This window comes from Demequina sp. NBRC 110057 (assembly GCF_002090175.1).
GTDB lineage: Bacteria > Actinomycetota > Actinomycetes > Actinomycetales > Demequinaceae > Demequina.
In genome coordinates this window covers 285,496-309,019 of sequence record NZ_BBRN01000004.1, presented here as the reverse complement: position 1 = coordinate 309,019, position 23,524 = coordinate 285,496, and the positions used below count along the sequence as shown (strand labels likewise).

The window sequence follows — 23,524 nt, the reverse complement described above, 5'->3', positions numbered from 1 at the left end:
CTCCTTCCGTCGTGATGTCGATACGTTGACGATATATCGCGATATGGCAGACGTCAAGTGCGCTCGCGTCGTGCGCACGGCCGTGACGGACACCCGCCCCCGCCCCTCTACGCTGGACGCGTGCTGATCCTGCTGCCCCCGTCCGAGGGGAAGACCGCCCCCACATCCGGCTCCCCCGTGGACCTCGCCGCGCTGAGCCACCCCGCGCTGACGCCCGCCCGCGAGCGGGTGGGGACGGCGCTCGCCAAGGTCAGCGGCCAGCGCAACGCCTTCGATGTTCTCGACGTGGGTCCCAGCCTCGGCGGTGAGGTGGAGCGCAACCGCACCCTGTGGGACAACCCCGCCGACGTCGCGGCGCGCGTGTACACAGGCGTGCTGTACGAGGCGGCGGGCGCCGCCGAGTGGGACGGAGCCACCCTTGCCCGCGCGGCCGACCGGATCCGCATCGTCTCCGCGCTGTGGGGTGCCGTCTCCCCCGCCGACCCGATCCCCGCCTACCGGCTATCGATGTCGACAAGCCTGGGGCGCATCGGCGCGCTTGCATCGTTCTGGCGCCAGCACCTCGCGGCGGAGTTGTCGCACCTCGCCGGCGAAGGACTGATCGTCGACTGCCGCTCGTCGTCCTACGTCGCAGCGTGGCGACCCACCGGCCACCCCACCGTGTCGGTGCGAGTCGAGCGCGAGCTGAACGGCAAGCGATCGGTCGTCAGCCACATGGCGAAGCACACGCGCGGCCTTCTCGCGGGTGCGCTCGCCACCGCGGACGATGTCCCCGGCACCCGTGATGACCTTGCCGACGCCGCGCGCACCCTGCCGGGCGTCATCGACATCGCGACCACCGACAAGGAACTGACAATCGTCATCGCGGGCTGACGCCCGCGGCCATGCGTTAGTGCGTGGGGACGCCGAACGCGAGCAGGTGGCGCTCGGCGACGCTGCCGTCCTCGCGCACGCGCAGCTGGAGTAGCGTGAGGGACGCCGGCTGGGGCCACATGCGCGACCAGCCCGACACGGGCATGCCCATCGACACCGCCACCGCGGTCTTGATTGCCACCGCGTGCGAGGCCACCGCCCACGCGCGTGACTCGTCACGTCCCTCGTCACACAGGGCGGCGTGCTGACGCGCGGCGTCGACGATGAACTCGTCCATCCTCAGCCCCACGTCGTGGAGCGACTCGCCGCCGGGGGCGCGGTAGTCGCCCAGCCCCCACTGGCGCATGTTCTCGGGCTCACGCGCCGTGATCTCGGCCCCCGTGAGGCCCTCCCAGTCGCCAAAGTGCACCTCGCGCACGCGCTCCTCGGTCTCGACGTGCGCACCCACGCGTCGACCGATCGCGCCACCCGTCTCCTGGGTGCGCGTCATCGGCGACGCGAGCACGCGGCTCACGTGGGGAACGCGGTCCCAGTCCTTGCGGCCGATGCGATAGACGGCATCGGCCGCCTTGGCAGCCTGGATACGGCCGGACGCATTGAGCGGCGGGCCCGCCACTCCCGAACCCGACAGGGCGTGGGTCACGGTCATGTCGGTGACACCGTGGCGCACCAGGACGAGGGTCAGCGGGCTGACGAAGCCCTCCTGACCCAGGTCGTACAGCGAGGCGCCGCGCGCGGGCTCGGGCGCGACGTCGGAGCCGGTCTCGTGGGCCTCGGAGGAGGTCATGCTCAGGCGTCCGCCTTCCGCACCAGGATCCTTCCGCACTCCTCGCATCGCACCACGGCGTCGGGCGCCGCCGATTCGATGGCGCGCAGGTCGCCGGCGTTGAGCGTCATGTGGCATCCCAGGCACTGCGAGCCGCGCAGCGCGGCGGCGCCCACTCCCCCGTGCTGGTCGCGCAGCTTCTCGTACAGCGCCATGAGCGTCGCGTCGACTCCTTCGGCCTTCAGCACACGCTCGGCCTCGATGTCGCCGATCTCGGAGTCGATCTCGGCGAGCTGCTCGTCGCGCTCGGCGCTGAAGCGCGTGATGTCAGCGGCGATCGCGTCGCGCTGCGCGCGGGCCTCGGTGTGCAGCGCCTCCGCGGCCTCGAGGCGCTCCATGACCTCGAGTTCGACGTCCTCGAGGGCGCTCTGGCGGCGCGCGAGCACCTCGAGCTCACCCTGGAGTGCCTGCAGGTCCTTGGCGGAGCCGGTGCCGGACTCGAGCCGCGAGCGATCGCGGTCGGCGCGCTGACGCACGGACTGCACGTCGTCCTCGGCCTTCGTCACCTCGCGGCGCAGGTCAGAGACCTCGGTGCCACGCGCGACGGCGTCCTCCTCGAGGTCGGCGGCACGGGCGGACAGCTCGGCGATCTGCTCGGTCAGCGGCAGGGTGGCGCGGCGGTGACGGGCCTGCTGCAGTCGCAAATCAGCGTCCTGCACCTCGAGCAGTCGCAGCTGGTCGGCGACGGGGGCGTTCGGCACGGAGGGTCTCCTTGTGGGATCAGTCGGTCGCGCGCGCCGGCGAGGCGTAGTGCGCGGTCCAGGGGTCGGTGTTGAGGGTGGACACGATGGTGTCGACGCCGGCGGCGTCGGCGACGTGCTCGGCGGCCGCGGCGAGCCAGGCCCACTCGGACGCGAAGTGTGCCACGTCGACGAGGAACGGACGGCCATCGCCGAGGTCGGCGACCTCGCGAGCGTCGGAGGCGGGGTGGTGACGGAGGTCGGCGGTGACGTACACGTCGGCGCCGGCGGCCCGCGCGTCGGCCAGGAAGGCGTCGCCCGATCCGCCGCACACGGCGACGGAGGTCACGAGCGCCTCCAGGTCCCCCGCTACCCGCACGCCGTGCGCGGTGGCGGGAAGGCGCTCGGCCACACGGCGAGCGAACTCGTCGAGGCTCAGCGGCCCGTCGAGGACGCCGATGCGCCCGGTGCCCTGCGAGGCGTCCCCGCTGTGGGGAAGCAACGGTACCGTCGAGCCGACGCCGAGCGCCTCGGCGAGGGCCTCGGCGACGCCGCCCGAGGCATGGTCGGCGTTGGTGTGCGCGTTGAACAGGCCGATGCCGTGGGCGATCAGCTGGTGGACCACGGCGCCCTTGGATGACGTCACGGCAAGCTGCTGCGCGCCGCGGAGCAAGAGGGGGTGGTGCGTCACGACAAGGTCGGCGTCGACGTCGATCGCCTCCTGCACCACGGCGAGCGTCGGGTCCACGGCGAAGAGCACGCGGGACACGCTCGCGGCAGGGTCACCGACAGTGAGGCCGTTGACGTCCCATCCCTCGGCGAGCGATGGCGGGAATCGAGTGTCGAGGATCTCGACGATGTCTGCGACCGTGGCCATGGGGACAACGCTACTGGCGTTCGGGGCCCGCGCGCTCCGCGGGAGCCTCGGGCGAGCCCGCGAGCCGGTCGATCTTCGCCTCCAGCTCGGCCACGCGTGCCATGAGCTCGTCGTGGCGGGTCACCTCGCGCGCCTCCTCTTCCTCGTCGTCGCCTCCGGAGGTCAGCGCGACGAACCAGGCCGCGACCGACGCGGTGACGACACCGATGAGGGCGATGCCGATGAGCATCATGAGCACCGCGATGATGCGCCCCTCGACCGAGATCGGCGCGAAGTCGCCGTAACCGACGGTCGTGACGGTCACGAAGGCCCACCACAGCGCGTCGCCGAAGGTGTTGATCGCCGAGTCGGCGAGGGGACGTTCCGCCGCGAGGACCGCCACGGACCCGATCCACAGCAGCAGCACCACGGACAGGACCACGGCCTGCATGGTCTTCATGCGGCCGGCCGCGGTCGCAAAGGCCGTCGCCTGCGTGAAGGCGGTCAGCACCTTCAGGGGACGCGCGGCGGGCACCAGGACGGCGACGACGTCGATCGGGTGCGTCCACAGGTAGCGCCAGGACTTCTTCGAGATGACCGTGCGGATGATGAGGTCCGTCAGGAAGATCGCCCAGATCACGCCCTGGACGGTGAGCATCGTCGCGCGGACTCCGCCGGGGAGCGAGGCGAAGAAGATGATGCGGCTGGACCACACCACCAGAAAGATCAGCGCGAGCGCCGCCATGGGCGCATCGGTCTTCTTCGCGTATGCGTCGTACTTCTCGCCCATCGGCTCGGCCATCGCGCGTCTCCCGTCGTGTCGCGTGTCGGTGGGGTGGCTGGCCACCATCGTACGCAGGGCCGATGCCGCTGCCGGCGTGGCGGCGCGACGCCCCCTCGCGCATAACTTGCACAGCCGTGTGCAACTTCGTAGGCTGGGAGCCATGACCCCCCGGACCCCTCGCGCCGATTCGGCGCGCAATCGCGAGGCACTGCTCGACGCCGGCGGCCGCGCGCTGCGACGCGACGTCGACGCCACCCTCGAGGACATCGCGACCGAGGCGGGCCTCAGCAGGCGCGCCGTGTATGGCCACTTCCCGGGCCGGGACGCCCTGGTCGACGCCATCGTGGAGCGCGGCGCCACGCGCATTGCCGCGGCCGTAGGCCCTCGCACCGACGAGGATCCTCTCGTGGCGCTTGCACGCCTGGGCGGTGCCCTGTGGGACGCCGTCGCCGACGTCCACGCCGTGGCGCGGATGGCGCTGTCGAGCGGCCGCGGCGCCACCGTGGCCGGCGCCATGGCGCCCATCCGCGAGCGCGTCAGGGCCTGCCTGGTGGATGCCGCATCGGCCCACCGCGTGCGGACCGACGTCTCGCCCGAGGTGTTGGCGCTTCTTGTCGAGCGCGCCGCGCTCGACGTGCTCGAGGTCGCCGCGCAGGCGGAGGCGGACGACGCCCGCATGCTCGCGATGACGCACCCCCTGTGCGCCGCGGGCGTGGGCGCTGCCGACGCCGCGCGGCTGGCACGGCAGGTGGAGGACGCGCGATGAAGATTCAGCTTGACCAAGCTTCCAAGGGTCGCGGCGACGACGCCCTCCAGCCCGTGAGCGTCACCTTCGAGTCCGGCGCCGTCACCCTGGTGCGCGCCGAGACCGAGCAGCGCCCCACCGTGCTGGGCCTGCTCGCCTCCGGCCGCATGGACCCCGACACCGGGGCTGTGCGGCTCGACGGCCGCGAAGACCGTGCAGGGATGCGCGCGCGGGTCGCCCTGATCGACGCCCCTGCCGTCAGCGAGCCTCCCGCGCACGTGTCGACCGTCGGCATCGTCGAGGAGGAGCTCATGTTCGCCGGCCGCCTCGCGACGATCGCCGCCGCGCGCCGCACCCTCGACGAGTGGGGCCTGTCGCGCTGGACCCGCACCCCCATCGGCAATGTGGACCCCACCGACAGGATCCGCCTGCTCCTCACGCTGGCGGCCATGCGTCCCGGCGTCGAGGGAGTGGTGCTCGTCGCTCCCGACCGCCATGGCGGCGATCCCGCCGGCTGGTGGGAGGAGTGCCTGGTGCTCGCGCGCGCGGGCCTCGCGGTCCTCGTGATCGCCGGGGACGCGGCCGCCGCGACCCTTGCCGGCACCTCGGTGGCGCAGATGCCCGACACGCTCGTCGCCTACACGGAGCGCGACGACGAGGAGGACGAGCGATGAGCCGCTTCGCCGTGCGCGTTCCCGCCATGGTCTCGGCGGAGCTGCGCCGCCTCACCTCGACCCCCATGGCCGTGCTTGCCCTCATCGCGCTCATGGGCGTGCCGATCCTCTATGGCGGCATGTACCTGTGGGCCAACAAGGATCCCTACGCGGCGCTCGACCGCATCCCCGCCGCCATCGTGGTCGCGGACCAGGGCACCACGGTGGACGGCGAGCCCAAGAGCTACGGCGAGGACGTCGCCGAGCAGATGGTCGACGACGGCACGTTCGATTGGACGATCGTCGACTCCACCGAGGCCAGGGACGGCGTCGAGGACGAGGACTACGACTTCGCCATCACGTTCCCCGCCGACTTCTCCGACGCACTCGCCTCCACGTCCACGGACGACCCTCACCAGGCGCGCGTCACGCTGACCACCAACGACGTCAACAGCTACCTCGCCTCCACCATTGGCGAGCAGGCCGCCGAGTCGATCCGCGTGTCCATCGTCCAGACCGTCAACGAGGAGGCCGCCTCCCGCTTCCTGCTGGGCCTGGCGGACATCCGCTCCAGCCTTGTCGATGCTGCCGACGGCGCGCAGCAGCTCACCGACGGCGCGGCCGATGCTCTCGCCGGCTCGGAGGACCTCGGCAGCGGCCTCGACCAGCTGGTCACCGGCGCCGGCGACCTCACCGACGGCACGGGACAGCTGGCGCAGGGCGCGAGCGCCCTGGCGGACGGCACGGGTTCGCTCGCCGCCGGCGCGAGCGACCTGGCGGACGGCACCCAGCAGGTGGCCGACGGCGCCTCCGAACTCAGCGACGGCCTGTCCTCCCTGAAGGACGGCGCGCAGACGCTGTCCGAGGGGGCGCAGCAGGTTGCCGACGGCAACGCCGCGCTCGCACAGACGGCCGATTCCGTGGGCGACGCCGCACAAGAAGCGGCCGACGGGATCCCCGCCGCCCGCGACACCATCGCCCAACGCCTCACCGAACTGGGGCTCACCGAGGCGCAGGTGACGGAGGCGCTTGCGGCGCTCGACCCGGTGGGTGACGCGCTCGTCGACGCGAACGACACGCTGCAGGACCAGGTCGACAGCGTCGACACCCTGTCCGCGGGTGCCACACAGGTGGCCGACGGGGCATCGGACCTCGCCGACGCCGCCGCCTCGGCCGCCACGGGCGCGTCCACGCTCGCCACGGGCGCGAGCAGCGCGGCGACGGGAGCCTCCGACCTCAGCGACGGTGCCGACGCCGTCGACGAGGGCGCCACCTCCCTCGCGTCCGGCGCGAGCGACCTCGACGCCGGCGCCACGACCCTCGGCGACGGCCTCACCACCGCGGCCGACGGGGCATCGGACCTGACCGACGGCATCGGCCAACTGCACGACGGCGCCCAGGACCTCACCGACGGCCTTCAGGACGGCGTCGACGAGATTCCCGTCGCCGACGAACAACTCCGCGACGAGCAGGCGGCCACCATCGCCGACCCCGTGGACCTCGACAACACATCGATCGCGGACGCGGGCACCTACGGCGCGGGGCTTGCCCCGTTCTTCATGTCGCTCGCGGCGTGGATCGGGATCTACGCCCTCTTCCTTATCGTGAAGCCAGTGTCGAAGCGCGCCATCACGGCCATCCACTCCCCCGTCCGCGTGACGCTCGCGGGCTGGCTGACGCCGGGAGCCCTCGGCGCGGCGCAGATGGTGGGCCTGTTCACCGTCGTCGCCTGGGCACTGGGCTTCACCTTCGACAACGCCGTCGGCGCCTACGCGCTCCTCGCCCTGGCATCGCTGACGTTCGCCGCCATCATCCTGGCGCTCAACGTGTGGTTGGGGTCCGTGGGTCAGTTCCTCGGGCTCGTGCTCATGGTGGTGCAGCTCGTCACCGCCGGTGGCACGTTCCCCTGGCAGACGCTCCCGGGCCCGCTCGCGAGCCTCCACCACGTCCTTCCCATGAGCTTCGCCGTCGACGGGCTGAGGCAGCTCATGTACGGCGGCTCGTCGGCGGCCGCGTGGGGCGACGCCGCGGCCCTCGCGCTGTGGATGGTGGGAGCCCTCGTGGTGGCGGCGATCGGCGTCACGCGGATGACGCACCGGCGCACGCTGCGGGACCTGCAGCCCAGCCTGATCGGGTAGTCATCCGGGCGACAAGCGAGCGGGGCACGGCCACCATGGCCGTGCCCCGCTGCTGTTGAGGTGGGCCCTGCCGGACTCGAACCGACGACACCTGCGGTGTAAACGCAGTGCTCTAACCAACTGAGCTAAGGGCCCCAGGGGAACCATTGTGGCGCATCGGCCACCACGTCGATGCCGCCGCGATGTCAGACCCTCCTGCGAGTCTGTGATCAGACGGAAGGAGACGTCATGACCGCCACCCTGATCGCACCATCCACCACAGGAATCACCCCCCGCTGGTCGGACCCTGGATCCGCGCCGTGCGCGGTCGCGACGGAATCCGCGATGGCGTCGCTCGTGTCGCGGCTGGCGATGCCCGGACGGTGGGCGACCATCACCCGCCCGGGCGGCGCCTATGAGGTGCGCCGTGTGCCGGGCGGGTGGGTCGTCGAGCGCGACGGCGCGTGGAAGCGGTTCAGGACCGCGACCGAGGCCGCGCGCGCACTCTGGGAGTGGAGCGTCTGAATCAGACGAGCTGCGCGATGGCCTCGCGGTAGTCGTCGATCGCGCGCGCCTCGCCGGTCGGGTTCAGCACGCGCCAACGCACGGTGCCTTCCCCGTCGATGAGGAAGGTGCCACGCGTCGCGAGTCCCTTGTCCTCGCTGAAGACGCCGTAGGCGCGAGCGGCCTCACCGTGAGGCCAGAAGTCGCTCAGCAGAGACTGGTCGAACGCGTGAGCGTCGCCCCAGGCCTTCATCGTGTACAGCGAATCGCACGAGACGATCGCCACGGCCACTTCCTTGTCCTCCGACAACGGGCCCGCGTCACGCAGCTCGATGAGCTCGTTGGTGCAGGTGTCCGAGAACGCGAACGGGACGAACACGAGCAGCAGCGGGGTACCGGCGAAGTCGGCAAGCGTGACGTGGCGGCCGTGCTGGTCGATGAGGCTGATCGCCGGCGCGGCCTCACCGACCGCGGGCGCCGTCACTTCTGCCAACCCTTGTCGACGAGGCGGGTGCAGGACCAGCCCTCGCCGACCACGAAGGTCGAGGTGCCGTGAAGCCCGGCAAGCGAGGACGCCTCCTGGACGTCGCCCGGGAGCACGTGGCCCTTGGTGCCGGCCTTGGGCGTGAACAGCCACACCTTGCCGCCATCGTCGAGGAGGGACTGCACGTCCATCAGCAGATCGGCCAGATCGTCGTCGCCGTCGCGGAACCACAGGACGACGCCGTCAGTGACGTCTCCGTAGTCCTCGTCGACGAGCTCCTCCCCCGTGGCTTCCGCGAGAGCGGCGCGCAGGGCCTCGTCCACGTCGTTGTCGTAGCCGAACTCCTGCAGGACCATTCCCTTGGTCAGGTCAAACCGGGCGGTGAGGCCTGCATCGGCCACGTCCGCACCTTCCTGTGTCGCCACAGCGGTGACGCTCCTCTCGTAGACAAACGCGCGCGGGACCGCGCGCTGGGGTCCAGCGTAGAGCCCGCGTCGATGCGGTGGCAATGGCGCCGCGCGCCAGCGGTCCCGAACCGCCCTGGCGTGACAATAGACTCGAGACTCGACAGAATGAGTCGGATGAGGCGGTGAACACCGCTCCCCACCCTCCAACTGATAGGGCGCTGCTACCCCTGCGCCTGAGAGGAAGTTCTCTGGTGGCTTCACACGGCGACGTAGACAAGGACCCGAGCGAGACCAATGAGTGGCTCGAGTCCCTCGACGGACTGATCGAGGAAGGGGGCGAGTCGCGCGCGGAGTACGTGCTGGAGCGCATGGTCGAGCACGCATCGACCAAGCAGCTGTCCGTCCCCCTGAGCCTCAACACCCCGTACGTCAACACGATTCACGCTGACGACGAACCCGAATTCCCGGGCAACGAGGAGATCGAGCGCCGCTACCGCGGCTGGATCCGCTGGAACGCCGCCGTCATGGTGACCCGCGCGCAGGCGGCCGGCAAGGGCGTCGGCGGCCACATCTCCTCCTACGCCTCGGTCGCGACCCTGTACGAGGTGGGCCTCAACCACTTCTTCCGTGGCAAGGACCACCCCGGCGGCGGCGACCAGGTGTACTTCCAGGGCCACGCGGCCCCCGGCGTGTACGCCCGCGGCTACGTCGAGGGCCGGTTCTCGGAGAACGACCTCGACTCGTTCCGCCAGGAGAAGTCCGGCCCCGGCCGCGGCATGTCCTCCTACCCGCACCCCCGTCTCATGCCCGACGTGTGGGAGTTCCCCACCGTGTCGATGGGCCTCGGCCCCGCGTCGGCGATCTACCAGGCGTGGACCAACCGCTACATGCAGCTGCGCGGCATCAAGGACACGTCGCAGCAGCACGTGTGGGCGTTCCTCGGCGACGGCGAGATGGACGAGCCGGAGAGCCGCGGCATGCTGCAGCTCGCCGCTCACCAGGGCCTCGACAACCTCACGTTCGTGGTCAACTGCAACCTGCAGCGCCTCGACGGCCCGGTGCGCGGTAACGGCAAGATCATCCAGGAGCTCGAGGCGTTCTTCCGCGGCGCGGGCTGGAACGTCATCAAGGTGGTGTGGGGCCGCAACTGGGACCCGCTGCTCGAGCGCGATGAGGATGGCGCCCTCGTCAACCTCATGAACACCGTCCCCGACGGCGACTTCCAGACCTACCGTGCCGAGTCCGGCGCCTTCATCCGCGACCAGTTTTTCGGCGGTGACCCGCGCGCCAAGGAGCTCGTCAAGGACATGACCGACGACGAGATCTGGGCCCTCAAGCGCGGTGGTCACGACTACCGCAAGCTGTACGCCGCGTACGCCAAGGCGACCACGCAGGCCAACGGCAAGCCCACCGTCATCCTCGCGAAGACCATCAAGGGCTACGGCCTCGGTTCCAACTTCGCGGCCCGCAACTCGACGCACCAGATGAAGAAGCTCGCCGCGGCGGACCTCAAGGTCCTGCGCGACACCTTCGACATCCCGTTCACGGACGAGCAGCTCGAGGCCGACCCGTACAACCCGCCGTACTACCACCCCGGGTTCGAGGACCCTGCGGTGAAGTACATGCTGGACCGTCGCCAGGCACTGGGCGGCTTCGTCCCCGAGCGTCGCGACTCCCGCAAGGACATCGCGCTTCCCGGCGACAAGGCCTACGAGCTCCTCGCCAAGGGGTCGGGCAAGCAGGAGGTCGCCACCACCATGGCGTTCGTCCGCCTGTTCAAGGACCTGGTGCGCGACAAGGAGTTCGGCCACCGTGTGGTGCCGATCATTCCCGACGAGGCTCGCACCTTCGGCCTCGACGCGATCTTCCCCTCGGCGAAGATCTTCAATACGAACGGCCAGAACTACCTGCCGGTGGACCGCGAGCTCATGCTGAGCTACAAGGAGTCCGAGGCCGGGCAGATCATGCACACCGGCATCAACGAGGCCGGTTCCGCGGCAGCGTTCCAGGCCGTCGGCACCGCGTACGCGACGCACGACGAGCCCCTGGTGCCGTTCTACATCTTCTACTCGATGTTCGGCTTCCAGCGCACCGGCGACCAGTTCTGGGCAGCCGGTGACCAGATGACGCGTGGCTTCATCATCGGCGCCACCGCCGGCCGCACCACCCTCACGGGTGAGGGCCTGCAGCACGCCGACGGCCACTCGCCGCTCATCGCGGGTACCAACACGTCGGTGGTGCAGTACGATCCCGCCTTCGGCTACGAGATTCGCCACATCGTGCGCGACGGCCTGCAGCGGATGTACGGCAACGACGGTCGCGACCCGAACGTCATGTACTACCTCACGGTGTACAACGAGCCCATCCAGCAGCCCGCCGAGCCCGAGAACGTCGACGTCAACGGCATCCTCAAGGGCATCTACAAGTACGCCGATGCGCCGCAGGGCGACGGTCCGGAGGCGCAGATCCTCGCCTCCGGCGTGGCTGTCCCGTGGGCCCTCGAGGCCCAGGAGCTGCTGGCCCGCGACTACGGCGTCCGCGCCGCGGTGTGGTCGGTGACGTCGTGGAACGAGCTGCGTCGCGAGGCGCTCGAGTGCGAGGAGCACGCGTTCCTCCACCCGGGCGAGGAGCCCCGCACGCCGTTCCTCACGCAGCAGCTGTCCGGCGCGGCCGGTCCGTTCGTCGCGACGAGCGACTACGACCACCTGGTCGCCGACCAGATCCGCGCCTGGGTCCCCGGCGACTACGCAACGCTCGGTGCGGACGGCTTCGGCTTCTCCGACACTCGTGCCGCCGCACGCCGCTACTTCAAGATCGACGGCCCGTCGACGGCGGTCAAGGTGCTCCAGCGCCTCGCCGCCGCCGGCCAGGTGGACCGACACCTGGTGCAAGACGCGATCAACCGCTACGAGCTGCACGACGTCCGCAAGGGCACGTCCGGCAACGCGGGCGGCGACGCGTAAGCGCTCACCGCACAGCACGAAGCCCGTCCTCGCCTCGGCGAGGACGGGCTTCGTCGTTTCCGGTGCAGTGCGGGGGCCGATGCGGTCGCCGGGTCAGGCGTCCCTGTCCCCCTCGACGCGGCGCGTCTCTCGCGTGTCGTCGTCCGGCTCGCCGTCCGGGTCGACAGGCGCCTCGGTTGACGGCTCCTCGGGGACCTCGTGAGGCTCGTCGTCGCGGTCGATGAAGACGGGCACCGTCTCCGCCACCGGAGGCTCCGCCACGTCGTCGTGCTGCCGCTCGTCCGGGGCCTCGTCGGCGGCCACGGCGTCGCTCTGCTCGGCTCTGTTCTCGATGCCTCCCCCGTCGCCGCGGGAGGTCACGGCGTCGCGCGAGGCCCCGTCCCGTCGGCCCGCCTTGCCCGAGCCAGTGTCCCTGCCCGACGTCGACGAGCCGCCACCATCACCCTTGTCGCGTGACGAGCTGGCCTCGCGCGGCGAGTCGCGGCGCGCATCGGCCACACCCGCTGCGGCCTCCCTCCGCGAGCGGCTGGCGGGAGGCTCGCCCGTCGACTGCTCGGGTACCGCCGCGAGGGAGCCCGAAGTCGGGACGACGCGGGAGGTCCCGCCCGTCGTGGTGAGCGTGTCCGTTAGCGGCTGCGCGCGACGCGCCTGGCGGATCGACCGCGCGACCGCCCCGGACACGACCGCGATACCGACCACGACGACGGCGAGCAGGATCCACAGCAGCACGGGAAGCAGCCCGCCGAAGGCGCCGTCGCTGGCCACCCGCAGGTACGCATCGGCCGTGCAGCCTCCCATGGCTCCGTCGAGCTGTCCCGCCAGGTGATACGTGCCCGTGAGCGTGATGCCCACGGCGTCGCGCACCACATCCTCGCGCTCCGCGACCGAGTCCTCGCCCGCGAGGTCGAGCACCCCGTCGTACGCCGTCTGGCCGTTCCACAGGGGGACCGCGAAACCGCCGATCATGAGCGCCACGCTGGGCGATGCCTCGACGAGCTCGCCGTCGGTGGTCGCGGTCCACGCCACGGTGTCGGTCTGAGTCATGTCGAAGGGATCGGTCGGCGACGTGCCCTCAGGCGTGACCGGTTCCGTCTCGAGCGAGGAGGTCGCGGACACGTGACACCCCTCCGAGAGGTCCCCGTTGCCGGTGAACTCCGGGATGCCGGTGAGCGCCACCCCGGCCGCCACCGCGCACAGCACCACCACGGCGAGATACCGCCCGGCCGCGCGCCGGAAGGCGAGGGTGGTGAGGGTCGAGCCCACCAAGGTCGAGACGGCGAGGATCCCGAACAGCGGGAGCCTGTCGGGCGGCGTCACCCCCAGGATCCACAGCAATGCCGACACGATCACGCCGAGCGCGAGCCCCAGCAGGGCTCCCACCAGAGGCTTCGGGCGAGGGGACACAGGCGGCTCCTTCCGTCTGACGTCACGCTAACCCGTGCGGTGCGCGCAGTCCCGCAACCGGCGCGTCGCACCCCGCACACTCGCCGTCGGCGTTGTCGATGATCCACAATCCGGCCGTATGCTTCCACCATGGCTCAGACACCGGCGCGCGCAGAGACGCTGCGTCGCCTCAGGGCCGCGACAGGTCGCCTCTCGACCGCGGCGCTGCGCCGCCTGGACGCCGACTACCCGTGGTTCAAGGCGCTGCCCGCCGAGGAACGTTCGTGGGTCGGCATCGTCGCCCAGGCCGGCATCTCCTCCTTCGTCGCCTGGTACGCGGACCCGCAGCACAGCCACCGCAGTGCCACCGAGGTCTTCGCCGCCGCTCCCCCGGAACTGACGCGCTCCGTGTCCCTCCAGCACACCCTGTCGATCGTGCGCACCGTCGTCGAGGTGGTCGAAAGCCACTCGGACGACTTCGCCTCCCCCGGCAACGAGGTCGAGGTCCGCCAGGCGATCCTTCTCTACTCACGCGAGATCGCGTTCTCTGCAGCCGAGGTCTACGCCCGTGCCGCCGAGTCCCGCGGCGCGTGGGATGCGCGGCTCGAGGCGCTCGTCGTCGACGCGCTGGTCCGCGGCGAGGTCGACGACGACCTTCCCTCCCGCGCCGCCGCGCTGGGCTGGAACGCCGGCCCCACGCTGGTCATGGTGGGTACCACCGACGGAGCCCTCGGCGAGGTGCAGTCGGCGGAGCTCCGGCGCACGCTGAGGCGCGCGGCACCGGGCGCGCTCGTGGGCATCCACGGAGAGGACCTCATTGTCATCGCACGGTCCGACGGCGACCACGCCGAGCTCACGCGAAGCCTGCTGACGTCCTTCGGTCCCGGACCCGTGGTCCTCGGCCCCTCCGCCATCACCCTCGTCGAGGTGGCGCGCGCCACCCGCGCGGCCGTCGCCGGCGTCGCCGCTGCACCCGCCTGGTCGCTGGCCCCGCGGCCCGTCGGGGCGGACGAGCTCCTCCCCGAGCGCGTCCTCGTGGGAGACGCGGCAGCGCGCGAACGCCTCATCGCCATCGCGTACGACCCCATCACCCGCGCGGGCGGATCCCTGCAGGAGACCGTCGCCACCTACCTCGACTGCGGGCGCTCGCTCGAGGTCGCCGCGCGCACCATGTTTGTGCACGCCAACACCGTGCGCTATCGGCTGCGCAAGGTCGCCGAACTGACCGGATGGGACGTTCTCGCTCACCGCGACGCCCACGTCCTCGAGACCGCGTTCAAGCTCGGCAGGCTCCGCGACGCCCGACGCCCGCGTTTGTAGGACACCCACAAATCTGGCCGCCCGAATCCGTGAGGCAATGGCGGTGAGACCGCCCCGCCGTGGGCCATGCTTGGAAGCATGATTGCCGTCCTCTGCCCCGGACAGGGCGCCCAGACCCCCGGGATGCTGACCCCCTGGCTTGAGATCGACGAGGTCGCCGCGACGCTCGGCGCATTGTCGGAAGCCACCAAGGTCGACCTCCTGGCCCACGGCACCACGTCCGATGCCGACACCATCCGCGACACCGCAATCGCCCAGCCGCTGCTCGTCGCATCGGCCATCGCCACCGGGCGCGCCGTACTCGGCGACGCCACCCCGGGCATCGTCGCCGGCCACTCCGTCGGCGAACTCGGCGCCGCGGCACTCGCGGGCGTCGTCACCGATGCCGAGGCCGTGCGGCTAGTGACGGTGCGAGGCGACGCGATGGCGGCCGCCGCGGCAGCATCGGAGCCCACCTCCATGGCCGCCGTGCTCGGCGGCGTCGAGGCCGAGGTGCTCGAGCGCCTCGAGGCCCTCGGGCTCACCCCCGCGAACATGAACGGCGGCGGGCAGATCGTGGCAGCGGGCTCCAAGGCGGGCATCGAGGCGCTCATCGCCGATGCCCCCGCGCGTGCCCGCGTCATCGAGCTCCAGGTGGCCGGCGCGTTCCACACGGCCTACATGGAGCCGGCCATCGCGGCGCTGGAGGCCGCGGCGTCGGCCATCTCCCCCGCAGCCCCCACCGCAACCCTGCTGTCGAACGCCGACGGCGAGGTCGTGACGGATGGCGCCGACGCGCTGACGCGCATCGTGCGCCAGGTGGCGAGCCCGGTCCGCTGGGACCTGTGCCAGGCCCGTATGCTCGACCTCGGCGTCACCGGCATCATCGAGGTGGCACCCGGCGGCGTCCTCACCGGGCTCGCGAAGCGCTCGCTCAAGGGCATCCCCGCCGTCGCCCTCAAGTCCCCCGACGACCTCGACGCCGCGAAGGCGCTGCTGGAGGAGCACGCGTGACCACCCTCAACATCAAGCGCGGGCCCGAGTTCTCGCGCATCCTCGGCCTGGGCGTGTCCCGAGGCGAGAACGCCGTCCCCAACGAGGACCTCATCGAGCCGATCAACTCCTCGGACGAGTGGATCCGCAAGATGACCGGGATCGCGACCCGCGTGCGCGCGGACAAGGACACCTCGGTGCTCGACCTCAGTGAGGCCGCCGCGCGCGACGCCATCGCGAAGGCAGGCATCGCCGTCGACGAGATTGACGCCGTCATCCTGTCGACCATCACCTACCCGCACATGACCCCCGGCGGCGCCCCCATCGTGGCCGACCGCCTTGGCATCACCGCCGCGGCGTACGACATCTCGGCCGCCTGCGCCGGCTACTGCTACGGCATCGCGCAGGCGGACGCCTTCGTGCGCGCTGGCACCGCCCGCAACGTGCTCGTGATCGGCGCGGAAAAGATGAGCGACTACGTCGACCCCGCCGACCGCTCCATCTCCTACCTGCTCGGCGACGCCGCCGGCGCCGTCGTCATCGGCGCCTCCGACACCCCCGGCATCGGCCCCACCGTCTGGGGCTCCGACGGCTCGGGCGCGCAGCTCATCCGCCAGACCTCGTCCTGGCTCGACGTGCGCGACAACCGCGACACGCCGTTCCCCACCCTCTTCCAGGAGGGCCCGAGCGTGTTCAAGTGGGCGTCCTTCAAGATGGCCCCCATCGCGCTCGAGGCCATCGAGGCGGCGGGCGTCACGCCCGCCGACATCAAGGCCTTCATCCCCCACCAGGCAAACGTGCGCATCATCGACCAGATGGTGAAGCAGATCGGCCTTCCCGACACTGTCGTGGTAGGCAAGGACATCGTCGACTCGGGCAACACGTCCGCGGCGTCGATCCCGCTCGCCACCGAGCGCCTCTACCGCGACGGCCAGGTGAAGGCCGGCGACCTCGCCCTGCAGATCGGCTTCGGCGCCGGACTGGTCTACGCCGCGCAGGTGGTGGTCCTGCCCTGAGCGGGACCGCCGTCATAGAGTCACAGACGTTCCACACGAACACGATGCGTCCGCATCACCCCCTACACAAGGAGACACAGCATGGCTGACACCAACGAGATCCTCGCCGGCCTGGCCGAGATCGTCGCCGAGGAGACCGGTCTGGACGCCGCCGAGGTGACCGCCGAGAAGTCCTTCACCGACGACCTCGACATCGACTCGCTGTCGATGATGACCATCGTCACCCTCGCCGAGGAGAAGTTCGACGTGCGCATCCCCGACGAGGAGGTCAAGAACCTGACCACCGTCGGCGACGCCGTGAAGTTCATCGAGGGCGCGCAGAACTAAGCGTCCCCGTCCCCCTGTTCGACCATCACTGGAGCTGCACATGACTGAAGTCGTCGTCACCGGACTCGGAACGACCTCGCCCCTGGGCGGGGACGTCGCCTCGACCTGGGAGGGCGCACTGGCCGGAAGGTCGGGCGTCTCGACCCTCGACAACGACTGGGCCGAGAAGTACGGCATGGCCGTCAACTTCGCCGGCCAGCTCGCCGTGCAGCCCAGTGAGGTCCTCAGCCGGCCCGAGACCAAGCGCATGGACCCGTCCGCCCAGATGGCGGTCGTGGCCACGCGTGAGGCCTGGGCCGACGCCGGATCGCCCGAGGTGGACCCCGAGCGCCTGGGCGCCGTGGTCTCCTCGGGCATCGGCGGCGTGTGGACCCTGCTAAGCGCCTGGGACACGATGAAGGAGAAGGGCGCCTCGCGCGTCCTTCCCATGACCGTGCCCATGCTCATGCCCAACTCCCCCGCCGCGTACGTGTCGCTCGAGCTCACCGCCCGCGCCGGCGCTCACGCCCCCGTGTCCGCCTGCGCCTCCGGTGCCGAGGCCATCGCCATGGGCTACGAGATGATCCAGCAGGGCCGCGCCGACGTCGTCGTGTGCGGCGGCACGGAGGCGGCGATTCACCCGCTTCCCATCTCCTCGTTCGCCGCCATGGCCGCGCTGTCGAAGCGCAACGACGACCCGCAGGGCGCCTCGCGTCCCTACGACACCGAGCGCGACGGCTTCGTGCTCGGTGAGGGCGCCGGCATCGTGGTCCTCGAGTCCGAGGCTCACGCCAAGGCACGAGGCGCCAAGGTCTACGGGCGTCTGCTCGGCATCGGCCGTACCGCCGACGGCCACCACATCGCCGCCCCCGAGCCCGAGGGCCACGGCCAGACGCGCGCCATGCAGCAGGCGCTCGAGGTCGCCGGCCTCGCGGTGACCGACGTGGCGCACGTCAACGCGCACGCCACCTCCACCCCCGTGGGCGACATGATCGAGGCGCGCGCCATCCGCGGCCTGCTCGGCTCGCACGCCGACCAGGTGCTGCTGAGCGCCACCAAGTCGATGACCGGCCACCTCCTGGGCGGTGCCGGCGCGCTCGAGTCGGTGTTCACCATCAAGGCGCTGCAGGATCGCGTCGCTCCCCCGACCATCAACGTCACGTCGCCCGACCCCGAGCTCGAGGTCGACCTGGTGCGCGACACCCCGCGCGCGCTCCCCGAGGGTCAGCTCGCCGCGATCAACAACTCGTTCGGCTTCGGCGGCCACAACGTCGCCCTGGTGTTCGGCTCCGCCTGATACCTAGGTCGCAGCACTCCCAAGCGAACCGTTCCGGTCAGCGACACGCCGGGTGAAGGTCCCTCAGAGGACCGTCACCCGGCGTGTTGCGTTTCCGACTGGTTCGCATTGTCGGACGGCCGATGGCGGGGCTTAGACCTCCGCGGGCGTCGCCTGGTGAAAGCGCAGCTTCCAGCGGCCGTCGTTGGTCCACACCGACGTGCGGTGGGCCGCCCCGCGCGGGCTGCGGGCGGGGATGGAGGTGTAGCTCACGAGCGCGACGTCCTCGCAGATGGCGACGGCGGAGAATCCGAGCAGCGGGAACTGGATATCGATCTCGATGGGGCGCAGGTCGAGCGTGTCCTCACGCGAGTAGGTGCGGCCGGACTGGCCCACCTCGTGGAAGTTCTCGGCGAGGATCGCCTCCATGTAGCGGCGGTCGAAGCGCGTCTCCGGGCGCCACATCGCCTCTTCCATCGCCTGGAGCGTGAGCGCCTCGTCGTGGGCAAGCTCCATCATGCGGTCGTGCTCGGGGTCATGAGGCGCGAGATTACCCCACGCGGTGTAGCCAGCGCACGGGGGCACCCGCCCCGGCGTAGCGGAAGGGCTCCAGCTCGTCGTCCCAGGCCGCACCCAGCGCGAGGTCCATCGCGCGCTTGAAGTCGGTCACGGTGCCGCCGTTCTCCAGGGCCGCACGGATGCGGTCCTCGGGGACCACCACGTTGCCGTGAACGTCGGTGACGGCGTGGAAGATGCCTAGCGAGGGGGTGTGGGACCAGCGGGCGCCGTCGGAGCCGAAGGACGGGTCCTCGGTCACCTCGTAGCGCACGTGCTCCCAGCCGCGCAGGGCCGAGGCGAGGCGCGCGCCCGTTCCGGGGGTGCCCTGCCACGCCACTTCGGCGCGGAACAGCGAGGTGCCGGCGGGCTGGTCGGTCCACTCGAAGGACGCGCGCGAACCCAGCACGGACTGCGCCGCCCACTCGATGTGAGGGCACATCGCGCGCGTAGCCGAATGCACAAAAAGCACACCGCGGGTGATGGCAGCCATGACCCTTCCTTCCTGTTGAGGTGCGTCTTCCCCTACGACCTCATCCGAAGGTGCGCCTGGCGTGAGCCCCGGTGTGCTCCCATCCTGCCTGACAGCGTCCCGAAATGCCAGCCTCACCACGCCCCGATGTGACAATCTGGGCACTATGTCCGCTTCCGTGATGACCGTCCAGCAGATCCGCGACGCCGAGGCCCAGGTGATGGAGACCGTGCCGGAGGCCACCCTGATGGCCCGCGCTGCCGATGCCGTCGCCGCCGAGTGCGAGATGATCCTCGCCGCGGACCCCGGCCGCATGGCCGATGCTCGCGTCGCCGTGCTCGTCGGGTCCGGTCACAACGGCGGTGACGCACTCCTGGCGGGCGCGCGGCTGCGCCACCGCGGAGCGAACGTCACCGCGCTGCTGGTGGCCGGCGGCGTCCACCTCCCCAGCCTGGGCGAGGCCCGTGCGGCGGGCGTCAGCATCGTCGACGCGGCGGCCGATGCCGAGGCGGCAGCGGCCGTGGTCGCCACGGCTCACGTGGTGATCGACGGGATCGTGGGCATCGGCTCGTCGCCGGACCTCAGGGCACCGGCGGACGCGCTCGTCGCCACGATCCCCACTTCCGCCGCAGTCGTGGCTGTCGACATTCCGAGCGGGCTCGATGCCGACTCCGCCGCCGCGGATGCGGCGCACGTCAGCGCCACCGTCACGGTGACCTTCACCGCGCCCAAGGCGTGCCTGGCCCAGGAGCCGGCCAGCGCATCGGCCGGACGCGTGATCGTGGCCGAGGTGGGAATCCCGCGTCAATAGGCGCCGAGGCGCCGAGGCGCCCCAGCGCGTTACTTCGCCTCGAGCGACTCCCGCAGCTCCCGCATGGCGCGCTTGCGCACGTCCTTCGCGAGGCGGTCGAGGTAGAGGTGGCCGTCGAGGTGGTCCACCTCGTGGTTGATGAGGCGGGCCCAGATCTCCTCGCCCTCGATGACGACCTCCTTGCCGTCGAGGTCGGTGCCCACCGCCTTCGTGTAGGCGGGACGCTCGCACGGGTACCAGAGGCCGGGGACCGACAGGCAGCCCTCCTCGCCAAGCTCCTGGTACTCCGTGGCCCTCTCGACGATCTCCGGGTTAAGGATGTAGCCGATGTCGCCATCGATGTTCCACGAGAACGCGCGCAGCGATACGCCAATCTGGTTCGCGGCGAGCCCAGCACGCCCCTCGTAGTCCACCGTCTCGAGCAGGTCCTCGACAAGGGTGCGAACGCGGTCGTCGATGTCGGTGATGGGGTCGCAGACCGTGCGCAGCACGGGGTCGCCGGTCACTCGGATGTCACGCATGGCCATGACGGGGATTCTCTCACGGCAGCCGCCCGCCTCGGCATCGGCGCTGGTGCTACGCCGGAAAACTGCGCCGCTGTGCCAGGGTGGAACCCATGAGTGACGCGCAGGAGTGGGGCGCGGACCAGGTCCGCGAGCGGTGGGCAGTGCCGGGTGCCGGCGACGACAAGTACTCGCGGGGCGTCGTCGGCGTCATCGCCGGCTCCGAGGCCTACCCCGGTGCCGCCGCGCTCGTGGTCTCCGGCGCGGCCCGCGCTGGCGCCGGGATGGTGAGGTACGTCGGCCCCCTGCGCGCGCAGGACCTCGTCCTCCACCATCGCCCCGAGGCCGTGGTGCACGACCCTGGAGACGCGGCCGAGAGGCTTCCGCGCGCCCAGGCGTGGGTGGTGGGCTCTGGCGTCGCCGATTACCCCGAGCAGGACGCGGCGATTGGCTCCGCGATGGCGTCGGGAGCGCCGCTCGTGGTGGACGCCGGCGCGCTCGAGGCGGTCGCGCGGGCGCGGGCGACGGGGTCGCGCGAGGCCGCGGCCGATCGCGTCCTGCTGACGCCTCACGCCGAGGAGCTCGTTCGCACCCTGCGCGCTCTGCGTCACGACGTGTCGCTCGGCGACGTCATGGATGATCGCGCCGGCCACGCCAGGCTGCTCGCCGAGACCGCGCGCGCGACGGTGCTGCTCAAGGGGTCGCGGACCGTCATCGCCTCGCCTGGAGGCACCGTGGTAATGCTTCCCGAGGCACCTGCGTGGCTCGCGACCGCGGGCGCGGGAGACGTCCTCGCCGGCATCGCTGGCGCCGCCCTCGCGAGCGGCCTGTCGGCGGCCGATGCCGGCGCCTGCGCCTCGTGGCTGCACGCCCGCGCGGGTGAGGTCGCCAGCGCCGGCGGGCCCCTCGTCGCGCTCGACATCGCGACGGCCATTCCTCAGGCGATCGGCAGCATCCTGCGTTGAATCACGCACACCTGCGGATGACGTACCCTCGACGCATGCATTTGTACTTCCTGTAAGGGCCGACCGGTCCGCGGCCGCCACGATGTGGCTCGCTGCGTCGACCGCGCCCTTACACCTGCGCGCCGCGGGCGCGCCCTCGTATTAGGAAGACCTATGCCCCTCCACCCCAGGGCGCGCCAGCGCGCCCACATTGCACTCGACGGAGTCTCCATCGCTCGCGGCGGACGCGCCGTCCTCACAGATCTCACCCTCACGGTCTCTACCATTTCCAGGCTCGCGATCGTGGGCGAGAACGGTCGCGGCAAGTCCACGCTGCTCCACCTACTCTCGGGGCGCCTCGACCCGGACTCGGGCACGGTGACGGTTCACGGAACCGTCACCGTCGCAGAGCAGGAGATGCCGGCCGACGACGGCCGCACGATCGCCGACGCCGTCGCGGCCACGATCGCGCCCTCCCTGGCGGCACTCGTGGCCCTGGACGAGGCCGCGGACGACGTCGCCGCAGACGCACCAGGCGCCGACGAGCGCTACGCGGAAGCGCTCGAGCACGCGACAGTGCTTGAAGCGTGGGACGCCCAGCGAAGGGTCGATGTGGCCCTCGCGGCGCTCGGCGCACCATCGGACCGTGGCCGGGCGCTCGCCTCGCTCTCGGTTGGGCAGCGCTACCGGGTGAGACTCGCCTGCGTGCTCGCGTCTTCGAGCGATATCCTGCTGCTCGACGAGCCCACGAACCACCTCGATGCCGCAGGCCTGACGCACCTCACCGCGGCTATCAGGGACCGCACAGGCGGCGTGGTGGTCGTGACACACGACCGCGCACTGCTGGCGGACGTCGCCACGACGATCGTCGACCTCGACCCCCATCCCGACGGGCGCGCGGCCGTCTACGGCGGCGGATACGAGTCGTATGTCGACCGCCGCCGCGCCGACCGAGAGCGGTGGGAGCAGCTGCATGCAGAACAGTCGGGCCGTAGGGCAGAGCTAGCGGACGCGCTGACGGCCGCGCAGGGACGACTCGTCTCAGGTTGGCGTCCCGAGAAGGGCACGGGCAAACACGCGCGGGCGACCAGGGCCTCGTCTCAGGTGGCCCAGGTGCGTCGCATCCAGGAGCGCCTCGATGCATCGGCCGTCCCCACGCCGCCGCCACCGGCACGCCTGCGGTTCCCGGTGGTGGAGGCGCGGAAGGGCGCGGTCGTCACTGTCGCCGACGAGGTGATGTACGAGGGCCGTCTCTCATCCGCGCTATCCGTCACGGTCCGCGGCGGCGACAAGCTCGTCGTGACGGGGCGCAACGGTTCGGGAAAGTCCACGCTCCTCGCGATGCTCGCCGGACGGCTCTCGCCCACAGCAGGTCAGGTCTTCATCCCCCAGGAGGATGGCGTGGTGCTGCTCGCCCAGGAAAGCGTGCTGCCAGCGCACCTTTCCGCCACAGCGGCGTTTCGTGCGGCTACCGACGGCAGGCCTAACGCGCCAGGCCTGGCATCGCTCGGGCTCCTGTCGAGGGCCGACGCCGCGCAACGAGTGGGGGCGCTGTCGACGGGGGCTCAGCGCCGCCTCGCGCTCGCCGTGGCGCTCGCGCACAGGCCCGCGTGCCTCCTGCTCGACGAACCCACGAACCACCTCTCGATCGCGCTTGTCGACGACCTCACCGAAGCTCTCGCGGCCACCACTGCGGCGGTGGTGATCGCCACGCATGATCGGCAACTGCTGCGAGACACGTCGACATGGGATCGGTGCGAGATCGCGGAATAGTCACGGCGCCTCGTGACGTTCCTTCCCACGTCCGCAGTACCGACTACCGAGGAGCTGTCACCATGAGCAACACCGATCGACTCAGCAACGCCGCCGAGGACGCGAAGGGCAAGGTCAAGGAAGGCTTCGGCAAGGCGACGGACGACGAGCAGCTCGAGGCGGAGGGCAAGACGGACCAGGCCAAGGCCGATTTCAAGGACAAGGTCGAGGACGTCAAGGACAAGGTCGCCGAGAAGTACAACGACCTGACCGATCGCAACGAGAACGACGCCTAAGCGCTCGCACCCTCTTCACGCCGATG

Annotated in this window: 25 protein-coding genes and 1 tRNA gene; 15 read left to right on the top strand and 11 right to left on the bottom strand. The window is 71.0% G+C overall.

The window, feature by feature from the left end:
* Positions 1 to 120 precede the first annotated feature (120 nt).
* Positions 121 to 873, top strand: coding sequence for a YaaA family protein (locus B7K26_RS06375; protein WP_084078091.1), 753 nt, complete (start codon positions 121 to 123; stop codon positions 871 to 873).
* 16 nt (positions 874 to 889) lie between these two features.
* Here B7K26_RS06375 and B7K26_RS06370 read toward each other — a convergent pair whose 3' ends face one another.
* The 4 genes from B7K26_RS06370 to B7K26_RS06355 are packed head-to-tail and all read right to left on the bottom strand — an operon-like array spanning position 890 to position 4,037.
* Positions 890 to 1,660 carry a histidine phosphatase family protein gene (locus tag B7K26_RS06370; RefSeq protein ID WP_159449628.1) on the bottom strand — a complete coding sequence of 257 codons (771 nt, stop codon included), beginning with the start codon at positions 1,658 to 1,660 and terminating at the stop codon, positions 890 to 892.
* A gap of 2 nt (positions 1,661 to 1,662) precedes the next feature.
* On the bottom strand, positions 1,663 to 2,400 hold the full coding sequence (locus B7K26_RS06365; protein ID WP_084078088.1) for a zinc ribbon domain-containing protein: 738 nt from the start codon (positions 2,398 to 2,400) through the stop codon (positions 1,663 to 1,665).
* Between the two features lie 19 nt (positions 2,401 to 2,419).
* Entirely contained in the window at positions 2,420 to 3,256 is an 837-nt protein-coding gene (locus B7K26_RS06360) for a Nif3-like dinuclear metal center hexameric protein (RefSeq protein ID WP_084078087.1), read from the bottom strand.
* Positions 3,257 to 3,266: 10 nt separating this feature from the next.
* Entirely contained in the window at positions 3,267 to 4,037 is a 771-nt protein-coding gene (locus B7K26_RS06355) for a potassium channel family protein (protein WP_159449627.1), read from the bottom strand.
* A 142-nt stretch (positions 4,038 to 4,179) separates the two neighbouring features.
* Here B7K26_RS06355 and B7K26_RS12935 point away from each other — a divergent pair, with 142 nt between their 5' ends.
* From B7K26_RS12935 to B7K26_RS06345, 3 genes are read left to right on the top strand one after another with little or no spacing between them, the layout of a single operon-like run.
* Positions 4,180 to 4,785 (top strand): TetR/AcrR family transcriptional regulator, encoded by a 606-nt coding sequence (locus tag B7K26_RS12935; protein ID WP_159449626.1) that lies wholly within the window; start codon positions 4,180 to 4,182, stop codon positions 4,783 to 4,785.
* Entirely contained in the window at positions 4,782 to 5,438 is a 657-nt protein-coding gene (locus B7K26_RS06350) for a hypothetical protein (protein WP_084078083.1), read from the top strand. Before B7K26_RS12935 ends, B7K26_RS06350 begins: the two co-directional genes overlap by 4 nt.
* A complete protein-coding gene (locus B7K26_RS06345) occupies positions 5,435 to 7,555 on the top strand; it encodes a YhgE/Pip family protein (RefSeq protein ID WP_375537573.1) in 2,121 nt (706 codons plus the stop codon). The genes B7K26_RS06350 and B7K26_RS06345 overlap by 4 nt, the downstream gene beginning before the upstream one ends.
* A gap of 61 nt (positions 7,556 to 7,616) precedes the next feature.
* Here the strand turns inward: B7K26_RS06345 and B7K26_RS06340 are convergent.
* A tRNA-Val gene (locus B7K26_RS06340) sits at positions 7,617 to 7,690 on the bottom strand.
* Between the two features lie 93 nt (positions 7,691 to 7,783).
* On the opposite strand from B7K26_RS06340, the gene B7K26_RS06335 reads away from it, so the two are divergent.
* The gene (locus tag B7K26_RS06335) at positions 7,784 to 8,059 is read left to right on the top strand and encodes a hypothetical protein (protein WP_084078082.1); all 276 of its coding nucleotides are present in this window, start codon (positions 7,784 to 7,786) and stop codon (positions 8,057 to 8,059) included.
* A gap of 1 nt (position 8,060) precedes the next feature.
* On the opposite strand, the gene B7K26_RS06330 is transcribed toward B7K26_RS06335, so the two are convergent.
* On the bottom strand, positions 8,061 to 8,522 hold the full coding sequence (locus B7K26_RS06330; RefSeq protein ID WP_234998721.1) for a redoxin domain-containing protein: 462 nt from the start codon (positions 8,520 to 8,522) through the stop codon (positions 8,061 to 8,063).
* Positions 8,519 to 8,923, bottom strand: coding sequence for a DUF3052 family protein (locus B7K26_RS13025; protein WP_255376061.1), 405 nt, complete (start codon positions 8,921 to 8,923; stop codon positions 8,519 to 8,521). The genes B7K26_RS06330 and B7K26_RS13025 overlap by 4 nt, the downstream gene beginning before the upstream one ends.
* Positions 8,924 to 9,180: 257 nt before the next feature.
* Here B7K26_RS13025 and aceE point away from each other — a divergent pair, with 257 nt between their 5' ends.
* Positions 9,181 to 11,892 carry a pyruvate dehydrogenase (acetyl-transferring), homodimeric type gene (gene aceE / locus B7K26_RS06320; RefSeq protein WP_234998720.1) on the top strand — a complete coding sequence of 904 codons (2,712 nt, stop codon included), beginning with the start codon at positions 9,181 to 9,183 and terminating at the stop codon, positions 11,890 to 11,892.
* Between the two features lie 93 nt (positions 11,893 to 11,985).
* On the opposite strand, the gene B7K26_RS06315 is transcribed toward aceE, so the two are convergent.
* Positions 11,986 to 13,296, bottom strand: coding sequence for a hypothetical protein (locus B7K26_RS06315; RefSeq protein WP_143340530.1), 1,311 nt, complete (start codon positions 13,294 to 13,296; stop codon positions 11,986 to 11,988).
* A 129-nt stretch (positions 13,297 to 13,425) separates the two neighbouring features.
* Between B7K26_RS06315 and B7K26_RS06310 the strand changes: the two genes are divergently transcribed.
* From B7K26_RS06310 to fabF, 5 genes are all read left to right on the top strand, one after another.
* Positions 13,426 to 14,595, top strand: a complete 1,170-nt coding sequence (locus B7K26_RS06310; protein WP_084078074.1) for a CdaR family transcriptional regulator — start codon at positions 13,426 to 13,428, stop codon at positions 14,593 to 14,595.
* Positions 14,596 to 14,673: 78 nt separating this feature from the next.
* On the top strand, positions 14,674 to 15,588 hold the full coding sequence (locus tag B7K26_RS06305; RefSeq protein WP_084078072.1) for an ACP S-malonyltransferase: 915 nt from the start codon (positions 14,674 to 14,676) through the stop codon (positions 15,586 to 15,588).
* Complete coding sequence (locus B7K26_RS06300; protein WP_084078070.1) at positions 15,585 to 16,583, top strand: beta-ketoacyl-ACP synthase III; 999 nt, start codon at positions 15,585 to 15,587, stop codon at positions 16,581 to 16,583. The genes B7K26_RS06305 and B7K26_RS06300 overlap by 4 nt, the downstream gene beginning before the upstream one ends.
* A gap of 81 nt (positions 16,584 to 16,664) precedes the next feature.
* Positions 16,665 to 16,910 carry an acyl carrier protein gene (locus B7K26_RS06295; protein ID WP_084078068.1) on the top strand — a complete coding sequence of 82 codons (246 nt, stop codon included), beginning with the start codon at positions 16,665 to 16,667 and terminating at the stop codon, positions 16,908 to 16,910.
* 40 nt (positions 16,911 to 16,950) lie between these two features.
* A complete protein-coding gene (gene fabF, locus B7K26_RS06290) occupies positions 16,951 to 18,186 on the top strand; it encodes a beta-ketoacyl-ACP synthase II (RefSeq protein WP_084078066.1) in 1,236 nt (411 codons plus the stop codon).
* A 132-nt stretch (positions 18,187 to 18,318) separates the two neighbouring features.
* On the opposite strand, the gene B7K26_RS06285 is transcribed toward fabF, so the two are convergent.
* Together B7K26_RS06285 and B7K26_RS06280 are read right to left on the bottom strand one after the other, a co-directional pair.
* Positions 18,319 to 18,684, bottom strand: coding sequence for a DUF4440 domain-containing protein (locus B7K26_RS06285; protein WP_084078064.1), 366 nt, complete (start codon positions 18,682 to 18,684; stop codon positions 18,319 to 18,321).
* A 31-nt stretch (positions 18,685 to 18,715) separates the two neighbouring features.
* Positions 18,716 to 19,213 carry a DUF3145 domain-containing protein gene (locus B7K26_RS06280; RefSeq protein WP_084078062.1) on the bottom strand — a complete coding sequence of 166 codons (498 nt, stop codon included), beginning with the start codon at positions 19,211 to 19,213 and terminating at the stop codon, positions 18,716 to 18,718.
* Between the two features lie 145 nt (positions 19,214 to 19,358).
* Here B7K26_RS06280 and B7K26_RS06275 point away from each other — a divergent pair, with 145 nt between their 5' ends.
* Positions 19,359 to 20,003: an NAD(P)H-hydrate epimerase gene (locus tag B7K26_RS06275; protein WP_084078061.1), complete on the top strand. Its 645-nt coding sequence runs from the start codon at positions 19,359 to 19,361 to the stop codon at positions 20,001 to 20,003.
* A 29-nt stretch (positions 20,004 to 20,032) separates the two neighbouring features.
* Here the strand turns inward: B7K26_RS06275 and def are convergent, their stop codons facing one another.
* Positions 20,033 to 20,530 (bottom strand): peptide deformylase, encoded by a 498-nt coding sequence (def, locus tag B7K26_RS06270; protein WP_084078059.1) that lies wholly within the window; start codon positions 20,528 to 20,530, stop codon positions 20,033 to 20,035.
* 89 nt (positions 20,531 to 20,619) lie between these two features.
* Here def and B7K26_RS06265 point away from each other — a divergent pair, with 89 nt between their 5' ends.
* The 3 genes from B7K26_RS06265 (at position 20,620) to B7K26_RS06255 (ending at position 23,498) form a co-directional block, all read left to right on the top strand.
* Positions 20,620 to 21,471 (top strand): NAD(P)H-hydrate dehydratase, encoded by an 852-nt coding sequence (locus B7K26_RS06265; protein WP_084078058.1) that lies wholly within the window; start codon positions 20,620 to 20,622, stop codon positions 21,469 to 21,471.
* A 153-nt stretch (positions 21,472 to 21,624) separates the two neighbouring features.
* Positions 21,625 to 23,223, top strand: coding sequence for an ABC-F family ATP-binding cassette domain-containing protein (locus tag B7K26_RS06260; RefSeq protein ID WP_084078056.1), 1,599 nt, complete (start codon positions 21,625 to 21,627; stop codon positions 23,221 to 23,223).
* 62 nt (positions 23,224 to 23,285) lie between these two features.
* Positions 23,286 to 23,498 (top strand): CsbD family protein, encoded by a 213-nt coding sequence (locus B7K26_RS06255; protein ID WP_084078054.1) that lies wholly within the window; start codon positions 23,286 to 23,288, stop codon positions 23,496 to 23,498.
* Positions 23,499 to 23,524 lie beyond the last annotated feature (26 nt).